The organism is Hymenobacter mucosus (genome assembly GCF_900188255.1).
GTDB classification, from domain to species: Bacteria; Bacteroidota; Bacteroidia; order Cytophagales; family Hymenobacteraceae; genus Hymenobacter; species Hymenobacter mucosus.
The window spans coordinates 297,558-312,312 of the sequence record NZ_FZNS01000005.1 but is presented as its reverse complement, the minus strand read 5'-3'; the positions used below and the strand labels follow the sequence as shown (position 1 = coordinate 312,312).

General features: G+C 55.9%; 9 protein-coding genes. 4 read left to right on the top strand and 5 right to left on the bottom strand.

Annotation, left to right across the window (positions count from 1 at the left end; translation table 11 throughout):
- Window positions 1-40: 40 nt before the first annotated feature.
- On the bottom strand, window positions 41-2,107 hold the full coding sequence (gene mutL, locus CHB83_RS13995) for a DNA mismatch repair endonuclease MutL (RefSeq protein ID WP_089333075.1): 2,067 nt from the start codon (window positions 2,105-2,107) through the stop codon (window positions 41-43).
- A gap of 307 nt (window positions 2,108-2,414) precedes the next feature.
- On the opposite strand from mutL, the gene CHB83_RS13990 reads away from it, so the two are divergent.
- Together CHB83_RS13990 and bshA are read left to right on the top strand one after the other, a co-directional pair.
- The gene (locus CHB83_RS13990) at window positions 2,415-5,366 is read left to right on the top strand and encodes a glycoside hydrolase family 3 N-terminal domain-containing protein (protein ID WP_089333074.1); all 2,952 of its coding nucleotides are present in this window, start codon (window positions 2,415-2,417) and stop codon (window positions 5,364-5,366) included.
- A gap of 266 nt (window positions 5,367-5,632) precedes the next feature.
- Entirely contained in the window at window positions 5,633-6,772 is a 1,140-nt protein-coding gene (gene bshA / locus CHB83_RS13985; RefSeq protein WP_045687653.1) for an N-acetyl-alpha-D-glucosaminyl L-malate synthase BshA, read from the top strand.
- A gap of 80 nt (window positions 6,773-6,852) precedes the next feature.
- Here bshA and CHB83_RS13980 read toward each other — a convergent pair whose 3' ends face one another.
- Window positions 6,853-7,383, bottom strand: coding sequence for a 5' nucleotidase, NT5C type (locus CHB83_RS13980; protein ID WP_089333073.1), 531 nt, complete (start codon window positions 7,381-7,383; stop codon window positions 6,853-6,855).
- Between the two features lie 87 nt (window positions 7,384-7,470).
- The gene (locus tag CHB83_RS13975) at window positions 7,471-8,007 is read right to left on the bottom strand and encodes a DUF7935 family protein (RefSeq protein WP_045687445.1); all 537 of its coding nucleotides are present in this window, start codon (window positions 8,005-8,007) and stop codon (window positions 7,471-7,473) included.
- Window positions 8,008-8,276: 269 nt separating this feature from the next.
- Here CHB83_RS13975 and CHB83_RS13970 point away from each other — a divergent pair, with 269 nt between their 5' ends.
- Both CHB83_RS13970 and CHB83_RS13965 read left to right on the top strand, forming a co-directional pair.
- Window positions 8,277-8,630, top strand: coding sequence for a HesB/IscA family protein (locus CHB83_RS13970; protein ID WP_045687449.1), 354 nt, complete (start codon window positions 8,277-8,279; stop codon window positions 8,628-8,630).
- A 184-nt stretch (window positions 8,631-8,814) separates the two neighbouring features.
- A complete protein-coding gene (locus CHB83_RS13965) occupies window positions 8,815-11,010 on the top strand; it encodes a penicillin acylase family protein (RefSeq protein WP_089333072.1) in 2,196 nt (731 codons plus the stop codon).
- A 91-nt stretch (window positions 11,011-11,101) separates the two neighbouring features.
- Here the strand turns inward: CHB83_RS13965 and CHB83_RS13960 are convergent, their stop codons facing one another.
- Together CHB83_RS13960 and CHB83_RS13955 are read right to left on the bottom strand one after the other, a co-directional pair.
- Window positions 11,102-12,496, bottom strand: coding sequence for an alpha-amylase family glycosyl hydrolase (locus CHB83_RS13960; RefSeq protein WP_089333071.1), 1,395 nt, complete (start codon window positions 12,494-12,496; stop codon window positions 11,102-11,104).
- A gap of 121 nt (window positions 12,497-12,617) precedes the next feature.
- Window positions 12,618-14,720 (bottom strand): glycoside hydrolase family 97 protein, encoded by a 2,103-nt coding sequence (locus tag CHB83_RS13955; RefSeq protein ID WP_089333070.1) that lies wholly within the window; start codon window positions 14,718-14,720, stop codon window positions 12,618-12,620.
- Window positions 14,721-14,755 lie beyond the last annotated feature (35 nt).

Sequence of the window (14,755 nt, the reverse complement as noted above, 5' to 3'; positions counted from 1 at the left end):
GCGCCTCTGCTGCCGCTAGAGCAAGTAGAGCGTGAGCGCGCTAAGGCCTACGGAAAAAGTCCTGCACTTGGCTTAATTCAAGCAGCACCAAGGTTCGGCGGCCATCGGGCGTGTAGTTGGGTACGGAGCAGGCAAAGAGCTTGTCCACCAGCGCCGTCATCTCTAGTTCCGACAAGCGGGCGCCCGCAGCACTGGTTGCCACGCGCCGGGCCAACACCCGAGCCATCTGCTCACGCCGGTCCAGCTTTACGGGGCCAGCATGGTTGCGAAACTGCTCGATAAGCCCTTCTAGCAGCTCCTTCTCGTCGCGGGCGGGCACGTCGGTTGGAATGCCTTCCACCGCAATAGTATACTTGCCAAAATCGGAGAAGCGGAAGCCCAAAGCTTTCAGGGCTTCTTCTACTTCACGCAGAATGGCAAAGTCTTGGGGCGTGAACGTGACGGTACGCGGAAACAGCAGAGTTTGCGAAGCGCTATTTTCGCGCTCTAGGCTCTGGGCGTACTGCTCAAACAAAATCCGTTCCCGCGCTGCCACTTGGTCAATCAGCATTACCCCCGATTTCACGGGCACAAGTAAGTACTGCTGGTGCAGTTGTAATACTTTGTTACCGGGCCCCGTGGAGGATTCCCGCAAAGGTAATTCCGGCGAGGTTGCCACTGCCGCTGGGGCTGCGTTGCTCGCAAAAGCGGGAGGTGCTGGCGTGGGAGCAGGCGCGGGTACTTCTGACGCTATTGGCTTGGCAGGCCGCCCTGCTTCGTCGTCTGTGGGCTGTGCGGCTACCAGGGCCGCCGCGGAGGGCACGGGTACCCCTACCGCAGTAGCTTCGTGCTCCACATCGGGCACGCTCAGCTGGCTGAGGCTCTTGTAAAAGTCCTCCAGGTCGCGCTTAGCTTGCTCCGTAGGTCGTGGGGGCAGTTGGCGCTCGAATGCTTCGGGCCGCACGCTCTTGTCGCCTTTTTCGCGCGGGGCCGGCGTGCTGGCAGCTCGCGAGGCGGCTGAGGCTAGGGCATCCGGCTGGAAGTCCTGAGCAAAAGGATTTTTCTCCGCCCCCGACAGACGCAAAGGTTGAATGGGTGCGAAGTTCACGTTGCCATCAAAGTCTAAGGAGGGCGCCATGTTGTGCAGGCCCAGGCTCTGCTTCACAGCTGCCCGCACAATGGCGTATACCGTCTTCTCGTCCTCGAACTTGATTTCGGTTTTGGTGGGATGCACATTGATGTCGATGGTCTTGGGGTCAAGCTCCAAGAACAACACGTAGAACGGATGGGTGTCTTTGGGGAGGAGCCCCTCGTAAGCAGCCAGCACGGCATGGTTGAGGTAGGCTGAGCGAATGAACCGATTGTTGACAAAGAAGAACTGGTCGCCCCTGCTTTTCTTGGCCGACTCCGGCTTGCCAATAAACCCACGCACGGCAATGAAGGGCGTTACCTCCTCCACCTGCGCAAGCTGCTCCTTGTAGCCATTGCCCAACAAGCTCACAATGCGCTGGCTCAGCTTGCCCGCCGGCAGGTTGAACACCTCTAAATCGTTCTGAAACAGCGAGAAGCTAATATTTGGGTTAGCTAATGCCACGTGCTGAAACTCATCCAGAATGTGGCGCATCTCCACCGCGTTGCTTTTGAGGAAATTGCGGCGAGCGGGCACATTAAAGAACAAGTTCTTCACGGCAATGCTCGTACCATCGGGGCAAGCTACGGGCTGCTGGCTACTGATTTGAGAACCTTCTACCAGCAGCAGTGAGCCAGTATCCTGGTCGCGCTGCTTAGTGCGCAACTCTAGCTGAGCTACGGCCGCAATACTGGCCAGGGCCTCCCCACGAAAGCCCAGAGTACGAATGCGAAACAGGTCGTCGGTGGTGCGGATTTTACTGGTAGCATGACGCTCCAGGCTCATGCGCGCATCAGTGGGGCTCATACCGGCTCCATTGTCTACCACTTGCACAAGCTGTTTGCCGGCATCTTTTACAATGAGCTGCACTTGGGTGGCGCCAGCATCTACGGCATTTTCTAGCAGTTCTTTTACGGCAGAAGCGGGGCGTTGCACTACCTCACCGGCAGCAATTTGGTTAGCTAAATATTCAGGAAGCAGTTGAATGATATCCGCCATACAGAAGCTAAAATCGAAGAAAAAATGCGGGAAGCCGCACGGCTGTTATGAGCAGCTATCCGCCTGATAACAACCGGCGTCGGGAAATAATCCGTAAGTTTGCGGCCAACTTTTGTGGGCGCTGCATGAGACGGAATCTTCGGCTCCTGCGTTGGGAAGTGTAGAAGGTAGGAGCTAAACGGTCCGCAACTGTGGTCCGACGCCCCACCGACGTCGCGGCCCGGCACCCTTTTTGGAGGGGCAAAAGTAGGGCTTTTCAACTCGCCTTCCATCTTTCATTACCCCTCAGCACGAACCACCGGAGCCGATGCTCAAAGACTTTCGGATTGGAATATTTTTGTTAGTACTGGCCATTACGGGTCTGCTTATTTCGTCTTCCTCACCGCGGGAAGAAGGGGAGCGGCCAATGTCAGTAGCCGAGCAGAATTGGGTAGACAGCGTGTTTAACTCCCTGACGCCCGATCAGCGTCTGGGTCAGCTGTTTATGGTAGCGGCCTACTCCAACAAGGACCGCAAGCACGCCCAGTACACCGAGTTTTTGATTAAGAACTACAATATCGGTGGCCTAATGTTTTTGCAGGGTGGCCCGCGCCGCCAGGCCCTGCTGACCAACCGCTACCAGGCCGCAGCCAAAGTACCCCTGCTAGTAGCCATGGATGCTGAGTGGGGCTTGGATATGCGCCTTGATTCCAGCATGCACTTTGCTAAGCAAATGACGCTAGGGGCCATGGACGATGATCAGTACGTTTATCAGATGGGCCGCGAAATTGCCCTGAAGATGAAGACTATGGGCGTGCACGTGAGCTTTTCGCCCGTCATCGACGTCAACTCCAACCCAGATAATCCAGTTATTGGCAACCGCTCGTTTGGGGAGAATAAGGAGCAAGTAGCCAAGCGCGGCATTGCCTACATCCGCGGCTTACAGGACCACGGTATTGTGGCCGTGGTCAAGCACTTCCCTGGTCACGGCGACACGGATGTTGACTCCCACGTGGCCCTACCGGTTATCAACTCCGATCTGGCCCGCCTCACAAACGTAGACCTGTATCCATTCCAGAAGTCGTTTGAGCAGGGCGTAATGGGCGTGATGGTGGGTCACCTCTACATGCCGTTGTTCGATACTGTCCGCACTCTTTCGGCCACTATTTCGAAGAACTTAGTGACGGGCCTACTGAAGGAAAAGATGAACTACCGAGGCCTGGTGTTTACTGACGCACTGAACATGAAAAGCGTGTCGGACCTCTACAAGCCCGGCGAGTTGGATGCCTTAGCCCTGGCCGCCGGCAACGACGTGCTTCTGTTTTCGGAAGATGTGCCCGTGGCTCTGCAAAAGATTAAAGAGAGCATCGCGGCCGGCAAAGTAGATCAGGCTGACGTAGACCAGCGGGTGCGTAAAATTCTGCGGGCCAAGTATTGGGCGGGCCTGAATCATTACCAGTCCATTGATGTGCCCAATCTGATGACCAACCTGAACCGCCCCCTGAGCCGGACGGTACAGCAGCAGATATACGAGCACGCGACTACCGTCGTCAAGAACGAAGACGGCCTCCTCCCCTTCAACCGCTTGGACACGTTGCGCATAGCCGCCGTGACTATCGGCTCTGATGCGCCTACCTACCGGGAGATTATGGGTAAGTACCAAAGCGGCCCTGTGTACGCCGTACCCAACCGCTACGCCGTCGATTCCACATTCGCCCGGATTAGCAGCCGCCTCACGCCCTACAACGTGGTAGTGGTGAGCTTGCATAACATGAACAATACGCCCACCCATAGCTACGGCATTGGGGAGGGCGCGCTGAAGTTCCTGAAGGAGCTTCAAGCAAATAAGAACATCAAAACGGTGGTTGTGGCTTTTGGCAACGCCTACTCGCTGAAGCACCTCGAAACAGCCCGTACCCTTGTGTGCGGTTATGAGGACAACTACGCGTCCCAGCTAGTGATGCCGCAAATCCTGTTCGGGGCATTGTCGGCGAAGGGGCGCCTACCCGTCACCATATCCGAAACATTAAAAGCCGGTACGGGCCTGCCTACGCCTGATTTGCGGCGCCTACGCTATGGCACCCCGGAAGAAGCCGGCCTCGACTCTCGTACCCTAGCTCAGATTGACAATATCGCGCTGGAGTCGGTAGCGTATGCTGCTGCACCAGGCTGCCAAGTGCTGGTAGCTAAAGATGGGATGGTGGTGTTTGACAAAAGCTACGGCTACTGCACCTATGATAAATCGCAGCCCGTCAACAGCAGCACGCTTTACGACTTGGCCTCGGTGACCAAGGTAGCGGGGACGCTGCAGGCTATTATGTACCTCAAAGATCAGGGCAAGCTCAACCTGGATGACAAGGTAGCGGCCTACTTGCCGGAGCTGAAGGGCACCAACAAGAAAGACATGACGGTGCGCGAGGTACTTATGCACCAAGCGGGCCTCAAGCCTGGCATCGCTACCTGGGAAAAGACCATTACCAAGACGGGGCCCAAGCCTACCTTCTACGCCAGTACTGAGTCGCCCCAATTCTCGAAAGAAGTAACACCCGACTTGTACAGCCTAAGCACGTCGGAAGACTCTGTCTGGCTGTGGGTGCAGCGCTCTACGCTACTGCCTAAGGTAAAGGGCAAGTACCCCGTGGAGTATTCCGACCTCAGCTTTATCATTCTGAAGCGCGTGGCTGAAAAGGTACTGAAGCAGCCCATTGAGGACTTCCTGCAAAAGACCTTCTACCAGCCCTTGGGACTTGGTACGATGACGTATAACCCGCTGACGAAATTTCCCAAGTCGTGCATTGCCCCTACGGAGAATGACACGTACTTCCGCCGCACCCAATTGCAGGGCACAGTACACGATCAGACGGCAGCCATGATTGGCGGAGTAGGCGGCCACGCCGGACTGTTCTCCAACGCCAACGACCTAGCTATCCTGATGCAGATGAATTTGCAGAACGGCCGCTATGGAGGGCAGCGCTTTTTCCAGTCGCCGATTGTAACGGAGTTTGCTACCAACAAAGAAGCTGGTAACCGTCGCGGCTTGGGCTGGGACCGGGGCGACCCCTCGAAGCCCGAAGGACCCACGAGCAATCTGTCGCCAGCCAGCACTTTTGGCCACACGGGCTTCACGGGAACCTGCGTGTGGATGGACCCCGAAAACAAAATCCTCTACATCTTTCTTTCTAACCGCGTGTACCCCGACGCTGGCAACAACAAGCTACGTCAGTATAACATCCGTACCCGCATTCACGACGTGATTTACAAGTCGTTGCAGAAAACATGATGTGTTGTCAAACTTCCGTACTTCACTAGACCGCACCGGCGGCAAGGCATCCAAATGGGATGACTTGCCGCCGGTTTTTTATGATTCTACCCGCCACTAGCGTCAGCGTAACCAGAATTTAATGTCGCGCTTCGCCCAGTAACCGCAACGGTTGGGCACCTTTGGTGTCAGTTGCCTATTGCCGCGGCGCTTAGTTTCTGTTCTTCCCTTCCTCCTCTTTGCTTGTGCGTGCCTCTCAGCTCAGCACCCAGTTCACGCTACCACCCATGAATATTGGCATTGTTTGTTACCCCACCTTTGGCGGCTCCGGCGTCGTAGCTACTGAACTTGGTAAGGCCCTGGCCCAGCGCGGACACCGCGTACACTTCATTACCTACAGCCAGCCCGTACGTCTCGACTTTTTCAACGAGAACCTGTTTTACCACGAGGTATACATCCCGCCGTACCCCCTGTTCCAGTTCCCGCCCTACGAGTTGGCGCTGGCCAGCAAGATGGTGGACATTGTGCAGAATGAAAACCTCGACGTGCTGCACGTGCACTACGCCATTCCGCACGCATCGGCGGCCTACATGGCTAAGCAAATACTCATCACCAAGGGCATTCGCGTACCAGTCATCACCACCCTGCACGGCACCGACATCACGCTGGTGGGCAAGGATGCTAGCTACGAACCCGTGGTTACATTCAGCATCAACCAGTCCGACGGCGTCACGTCGGTATCGGCAGACCTGCGGCGGGAAACCTACGAGTACTTCGCTATTGAAAAGGACATTGAGGTAATCCCGAACTTCATCAACTTGGCCCGTTTTCAGAAGCAGAATAAGGGTCACTTTAAAGCGGCCATTGCCCCAGAGGGCGAAAAGCTTCTAGTGCACACGTCCAACTTCCGCTCGGTGAAGCGCGTGGAAGATGTGGTCCACATTTTTGACGGGGTACGCAAGCAGATTCCGGCCAAGCTCCTGCTGGTGGGTGATGGTCCTGACCGCCCGCGCATTGAGAAAATCTGCCGCGACCTGGGCCTGCTCAGCAACGACGTGCGCTTCCTGGGTAAGCTGGAAGCCGTGGAGGAAGTGCTCAGCATTGCCGACCTGTTCCTGATGCCTTCGGAAAAGGAAAGCTTTGGGTTGGCGGCCCTCGAAGCTATGGCGTGCGAAGTACCCGTTATTAGTACCAACGCCGGCGGTATTCCCGAGCTGAATGAGCACGGCACTACCGGCATGGTAAGCAACATCGGCGACGTAGAAGACATGGTAAAAAACTCTCTGTTCGTTCTCGACGATGAAAACCTGCCCCGCTTCAAGGAGTCTGCCCGCGCCCACGCAGAAACCTTTGCAGTGGAAAAGATTGTGCCCTTATACGAAGCCTGCTACCAGCGCGCTATTGATGCTACCCTAGTTACGGCCTAGGAAGCTGACAAAACGGCTCAACCCGCAACGAGCCCGGCAACTGCGGTTGCCGGGCTCGTTGCGGGTTGAGCCGTGGTAGTTTACAGAAAAATTTCTCCTACCTCCTGCCAACTGTTGACCCGGCGGTAGCGCGTTTCATTAACGTTGTGAGGGGCGTCGAACAGGATACCCTCACCCCGGAAACGCTCAAAGTTGAACGCGTTATCGTCGATAAGGTAGTCGGCGTTCAGAATGCTCTTGTCGCCACAGAACACGTAGTTGCGCCACGGGATAAAATCAAAGTGCTGCTGCAGCCAGTTGTACTTGTCGAGAAAGGAGTTAGAAAACTCCATGGCGGCGGTGGCAATGAACAACTCGTAGCGCTGGTTTATTTCGCTCAGAATGCGTTGGCTGTCCGCAATTACGGGCAAGTCCTTAAAAAAGCCCGGCCGGTTGGGGTAGCCACGCAACGCTTCTTGGTGTTCGGGCGCTACTACCTCATGAAAATTTTTACCCCGCAGCTCCTCAAGCGAAAGCGTCAGTTGGAAGTCGATGCCATACCACTCCTGAAATCGGGAAATGGAGTCGGCAATGACCTCGTCCATATCTACGGCAATGCGTTTTTTCGTCATGGGCTACCTGGGCTAGAAAAGAACATCCTGCAGCGCTGCGGGCAGCACTTGCAGGACGACTAAGGGGTACAAGAAATTAAAAGTGAGTTAGAACATGGCTACGGCCTCGCGCTTCACGGCCAGCAATGCGCCCGCCGTAGGGTCGGGCTGGTCGGTCATAAGGCTTTCCAGAATGCGGCGGGCGAGTTCTGGGCCGCGCGCCTCAGCGGCATTTGGCAGGGTCCGAAACTGGGTGCTAATCAGGTTGACTACGCTTTCCTGAGCCTGCTTCACGGCAGCCCAGGTTTCAGGCTGCATATACAGCTGCTGGCTTAAATTATGCTCTACTTCGGCCCGAATTTCTTGAAGCAGAAGCCGATGGTACTCAGCAGCCGACATACCTGCGCTACTTACGCGCACTAGCAGGTTGTTGGGCGTGATGCGCTCTAGCAGTAAAGTAATGCGCTCCAACGCCTGCAAGCGCAGGGGCAACGTCGTTTTGCTTGCTTCCAACCGCATCTCAATGAGGCGACGCTGCTGCTCGCGCTCCAGAAACTGCTGAAACAGAAAATAAATGGCTCCCGCTACAATAAGAGCGGGCAAGATAATTTTGAGCAGTTCGAAAAAATACGCTGTCGAATCCATGGGGCTGAGTAGGCCAAGCAGAAAACAGCATGTCACTTGTGAGAAGTGCATGCCACCGGTGAGAGAAAGAAGCGCTGCGAAGCCACAAGCTTGCCAGCCGCGCCGCTGCGCTTACGCAAATATAGCGTGAACCGCAGGGCCGTGTCCGTTGTTATACCCCCAAACGAAGCTTGTGTTTCGTGTAGTGCCTACGTCCTGACCAGGAATGTGAGGTGACTACCGTAGGCTTCGTATATTTGCCGCCTTACTTCTCTAAAGACGAACACACTATGGCAACGGCCGTCTCCACGAAACTTGCTCCCATTAGCCTCACGCCACGCGCACTGGAAGAGGTTCGGAATATACTGATCGAGAAAAACGTGCCCGCCGAATACGGCCTGCGCGTGGGTGTTCAGGGGGGCGGCTGCTCCGGCATGAGCTACCTCCTCGGTTTTGACAAAGCCAAAGAACAGGATGAAACATTCGACCTAGATGGCGTGCTGCTCATCATGGATAAGAAACATGCCATGTACGTGCTGGGCATGGAAGTTGACTTCCAGGATGGCCTGAACGCCCGTGGTTTCGTGTTCAACAACCCCCAGGCGAAAAGCACCTGCGGCTGCGGCTCCTCGTTTTCGGCGTAAGCCTGCCCCTAGCTGCTGGCACGCCGAGCAGGTAGTTTGCATAACTAGCTTACCAAGCCCTGGCCCTCCGGCCGGGGCTTTTGCTTTTGGCAGAAATGGGTGCAGCTAGCCGGCCGGGGGCGGTGTATGTGAGTAGAGCTGGCTATTTTAGGCGCGGTTCTTTCACTCTGCTCCCTGCTCCCCTATGCGTTTTTTCCTTACCCTTGGTTTCATCCTGGCGGCAACTGGCGTGCAAGCGCAGGCCTTTACGCCCGCCGAAATTGCCCGCTGGCAGCAACAAGCCAAGCACGTAACCATCACGCGCGACACTTGGGGCGTACCGCACGTGCAGGGCAAGACAGACGCTGACGCCGTGTTTGGACTGCTTTACGCCCAGTGCGAAGACGACTTTGCCCGCGTTGAAATGAACTACCTCGATGCCATTGGGCGGCTGGCGGAGGTAGAAGGTGAGTCGGCTATTTATCACGATTTGCGGGCCCGCCTGTTTATGGATAGTACCCAAGCCATCAGTTTATATCGCAAGAGCCCCGCTTGGATGAAGCAGTTGCTCATGGCCTTTGCCGATGGCACCAATTACTACCTCTACACCCACCCCACCGTACAGCCCAAGCTGCTGCGGCGCTTTCAGCCCTGGATGCCCCTGCTATTTAGCGAGGGCAGCATTGGCGGCAACATCAGCGTGGTGCCCCTGGAGCGTCTAAAGGATTTCTACGGCAGCCGCAAATCCACTTCCTGGGTCAGGCCCGACTTCGAGAAGTTTGAACGGGAACCCGTGGGCTCTAATGGGTTTGCGGTAGCGCCCGCCAAAAGCGTCAGCGGCCATGCCCTGCTGCTCATCAACCCGCACACGTCTTTCTACTTCCGCCCTGAGGTGCAAGTAACCAGCGAGGCTGGCTTGAATGCTTACGGCGCCGTGACGTGGGGTCAGTTTTTCGTGTACCAAGGGTTCAACCAACACTGCGGCTGGATGCACACTTCTAGCTATGCCGACTCCATGGACGAGTACTTGGAGACCGTTGAGCAGAAGAATGGTAAGTATTACTACCGCTACGGCACCAAGCTGCGGCCCATGCAAACGGCTACCGTTTCTATTCCCTACCTCCAGGACGGCAAAATTCAGCGGAAGCAATTTACTACGTATCGCACTCACCACGGCCCCGTGGTTGGTCAACAAGCCGACAACAAATGGGTGACGGTGCGCATGATGGATACGCCTCTGGAAGCTTTAGAGCAGTCCTACTTGCGCACAAAAGCTACCGACTACGCCAGCTTTCAGAAGGTGATGAAGCTAAACGGCAACGCCTCGAACAATACCGTGTTTGCTGATAGTAAAGGTACCATTGCCTACTGGCACGGCAACTTCATGCCCAAACGCGACTCGCAGTTTGACTGGAGCCAGCCAGTAGATGGCAGCAACCCCAAAACCGAGTGGCAAGGCCTGCACAAGGTTGCAGACCTGGTGCAAGTGAAAAACCCCAGTAGCGGCTGGATTCAAAACTGCAATTCTACGCCCTTTACCGTTTCCGGGCCCAGTAGCCCCGCCCCCGGTAAGTACCCCGCCTACATGGCCCCCGATGCCGAAAACTACCGTGGTATTAATGCCGTGCGCGTGCTTAGCAGCAAATCAGTTTTCACCCTCGACACGCTCATTGCCGCCGCCAAGGACCCCTACTTAGCTGGTTTTGAGGAACTGATTCCAGCCCTGGCTAAGGACTTCCAGTTTGTGGTAGATAGCTCCAATCCACCCACGGGTGAGGTAGGAGAGGCTATGCAAGTTGTGCAGGCCTGGGACAAGCGCTATGGCAAAGCCTCGGTTGGGCAAACGCTGGCTACCTACTGGGCCGAGAAAATTCTGCGCTTGGCCCGCACCCGCGTACCTGCTAACCAACCCTTAGACTACATTAGCCTGACCAAGTTTGCCATTGCGAAAACCTCCCCGCAAGAGAAAGTTGCTGCCCTCCAGGAAACCCTGGAGGAACTCACCCGCGACTTCGGCACCTGGAAGATGCCCTGGGGCGACGTAAACCGCTTTCAGCGCCTTACCGGCAATATTCAGGAAACCTACGACGACCAGAAGCCCAGCCTGCCGGTAGCCTTTACCTCCTCGGCCTGGGGTTCTCTGGCTGCCTTTGGCTCCCGTACCTACCCCGACACCAAAAAGCGCTACGGCAGCGTTGGCAACAGCTTTATTGCGGTGGTGGAGTTTGGCCCGCGCATCAAGGCCCGCTCCGTGCTGGCCGGCGGCAACAACAACCAGCCTACCTCTCCCCACTTCACCGATCAGGCGGGGCTGTACGCCGAAGAGAACTTTAAGGATGTGTTTTTCTACCCTGAGGACGTGAAGCAACACTCCGAGCGCACATATTCCCCGGGGCAGTAGTAGCCTATACGTGGCTAGAAAACAACAGCCCCGGCCTTGCGGTCGGGGCTGTTGTTTCGTATAGTAGAACGAAGGCTCGTGTAGCTAGCTCTTACTTCTTCAGTATTCGGTAGCCATACGCTGGCAATGCTACCTGAGTACCTACCGCTACTGCGCCCCCTTGCAACGCATCAGTCCAGGTAGTGTTGGCCAACGCCGCGGGTACAGAATATTGAGCTGTGCGATTACGCACGTTCACGAGCACCAGCACCTGCTCGTTACCGGCCGTTTTGGTAAAGGCGCATACGTCGGTAGTGCTGTACGCGGTGGGCGTTCCGTGCCGCAGAGCAGCACTGCTTGCACGAGCGGCCAGCAACTGCTTATAGGCGCGGGTTACGCCAGGATGTGCACCCCAGGCCACTTTCACAGTAGTAAAGGGAAAGGTAATGGCCGTAGTCATACCAGCCTCCTGACCGTTATAAATCATGGGCACTCCTTTGTAGCAAGAAGCAATAACAAAGGCTGACATTGCTCCGGCTTCGCCACCAAACAGCGCTACGGGTGTTCCATCGGAGCCATTAACGTCGTGGTTGGTGATGTACCGGACTACTTGCTGGGTGCCCGTAGCGCCCGCATACTCGCTAGCATTCAGCGCGTCGAAGGTAGTGGCTGCAGCACCTCGCCGGTATACGTCCCAAAAGCCGCCGTAGAAGTTGAACCCGAATGTATAGTCGAATCCCTCCCCAAAGTGGTTGCCACGCGTGCCTTCCGCCAGCAATAGCAGCTTATGGGTCTTCACGTTGCGTAGCGTATCTACTGCCTGCTTCCAGAAGTCCGAGGGCTGCGTATCGGCATAGTCGCACCGGAAGCCATCTATATTGGCCGTGTATACCCACGATTTCATAGCCGCAATCATAGCCAGGCGCATAGCCGAATTATTGAAGTTCAGCTGGGCAACGTCGGTATAGTTGGTATTAGGTGGGTTTTGAATAACGCCAGCAGCATTCCGCAAATACCAGTCGGGATGCGTTTTGACCCAGGCGTTGTCCCAGCTGGTGTGGTTGGCAACCCAATCCAGCATAACACTCAAACCACGGGCGTGGGCCGCATCTACGAGCGTCCGCAAGTCAGCTAAGGTGCCGAACTCCGGATTAACAGCCGAGTAGTCCTTCACGGCGTACGGAGAATTCACCGACTTTTCCGCGCCTACTGGGTAAATGGGCATCAAGTAAATCACATTCACCCCTAGTGCCCGGATAGAGTCTAAGCGCGCTGTTACACCCGCAAAGTTGCCGGCTTGGCTAAAGGCCCGCATGTTTACTTGGTACAATACTACATCCTCGCGGTTGGGCACGCCCGCAAATGGAGTTCCGTACTGCTCTATCGTAGGCTGTGTGGGCTTAACGGAGGTAGTATTCGTGTTATCTTTTTTACAGCCAGCTAGCGTGCCAACTGCTGCAATAGTAAGGGCCAAGCTATGCTGAATAGCTAGTTTAAGGAAAGACATTCTGTGGAGCTATGAGGTATATATCATGGGCGCCTTACTTAGCGCCCACTTTTACTTCTTTATTTAAAACGGGCTGATGCAGTTTCTGCAACTAGCCTGGAGTGCATTAGTACTTAGCTGGTTACTTTCCGGCTGGCTTAATGCTCACGGCGGCGCCACCACCGGCTGCTAGCTGTAGCTTCAGTGTGGTTTTGCTGTTTACCTTTTGCTTGCGGATTTGGTAGGCCGTGGGGTTCTTATCCCAGGAGGCTCCTTTGCCATCGGCGTAAATGGTAGCCTCGTAGGTGGTACCGGGCGTCAGGAAATCGAGCTTTACCGTTTGGGTACGGGCCTTTTCGTCGGTGATGCTCCCCACATACCACTCGTTCTTGCCTTTGGCCTGCCGGGCAATGGTTAGGTAGTCGCCGGGTTCGGCGGCCACAATGCGCGTGTCGTCCCAATCCACCGGTACATCCTCAATAAAGCGGAAGGCATCAAGGTGTTCGTTGTAGTTCTCGGGCAAGTCGGCCGCCATTTGCAGGGGGCTGTACATGGTTACGTACAAGGCTAGTTGCTTGGCAAGCGTGGTGTGCACCTGGCGTTGCGGGGCGGAGGCAGCGTAGCCCTGCAGCTTAAAAATGCCGGGTGTGTAGTCCATAGGCCCGCCCATCAGGCGGGTGAAGGGGAGAATGGTTTCGTGCTCGGGCAGGTTGCCTTCACTGAAGGCATTGAACTCGTTGCCGCGGGCAGCTTCGCAGGCTAACCAGTTAGGATACGTGCGGTGCAGACCCGTAGGGCGCACGGGCTCGTGCATATCAACCATAATGTGGCTGTCGGCGGTTTTCTGCGCCGTACGCACGTAGTGGTTTACCATCCACTGCCCATCGTGGTGCTCCCCGCGTGGAATGATGCGGCCTACGTAGCCAGTCTTCACGGAAGTATAGCCGTGCTCATTCATGAAGCGGTAGGCAGCATCCTGGCGGCGCTCGTAGTTCGTGACGGAGCCGCTGGTTTCGTGGTGCATGATGATGTTGACACCCTTGCTGGCTGCATAACGCTGCAGTTCGTTCACGTCAAAATCTGGGTAGGGCGTTACAAAATCGAACACTTCTTCTTTCCAGTTCCCTACCCAGTCCTCCCAGCCTACGTTCCAGCCTTCTACCAGCACCCCCGGAATATGATGGGCGGCGGCAAAGTCGATGTAGCGCTTCACGTTGGCGGTAGTAGCCCCGTGGCGGCCGTTGGGCTTCAGCTTGTTCCACTCAGTACCGGCCAGTTTGATGTTGGTAGTGTCGGAGTAATTCCAGGAGGCCTTGCTTACCTGCATCTCCCACCACACGCCCACAAATTTCTGGGGCTTAATCCAGCCGGTATCGGTTACTTTGCTGGGCTCATTCAGGTTAAGAATAAGCTTAGAGGCTAGCACTTCCGGAGCTTTGTTGCTTACCACAATGGTGCGCCAGGGCGTGTGCTCCGGGGCCTGCAAGTAGGCCTTGGCCCCCGTACCTGTAGCATCGGGCACCAACTGGCTGGTGAGGCCGAAGGTTTTGGTGTCCACGTTCAGCATCATGGCCGAGTAGTTGACGAGTGCCGCTTCGTGGATGTTCACGTAAAGCCCGTCGTCGGACTTGAGCATGAGCGGGGTTTGGATGCGCGTAGGCGCCGCCTTTTTCTCAATGGCCTTAATAGGCGTGGTGTTCACCTCACTCAGGCGGGAGGTAGTATAGGCGTATTCGTTGGAGTCATAGTCGCCGGGAATCCAAAAAGCTTTGTGGTTGGCCGGCAGGTTGAATTCCGTCTTTTCGTCTTGCACCACAAAGTACGTGAGCCCTGGCTGCTGGGGCACCTCGTACCGGAAGCCTACGCCATCATCGAACAGCCGGAACCGAAGTACCATGCGGTGCCCATTCGCGGCGGGCTGGGCCAGGGTCACGGCCAGTTCTTTGTAGTGGTTGCGGATGTTTTTTACCTCGCCCCATACTGGCTGCCAGGTAGCATCGTGTACCGTGGAGTCGATGCGTGCTACCTGAAACCCTTGGTCAAGACCCGGCTGGTTCTGGAGCAGCAGGCCTAGCTTGCTGGTGTTGACAACCGTCTTCGCGCCAAAATGCAGCTGGTAGGTTGGTTCGCCGCTAGGGCTAAGTTGGAAGCTCAGGGTGAGCTTGTTGCCGGGTGAATGAATGGTTTGGGCCAGTGCTGGCACGCTCAAGCCAGCAGACACGAGAAGAAGAGCAGCTATTTTCATGGAAAGGGGGGCAGCAAATGCAGCTGTAAGTTACG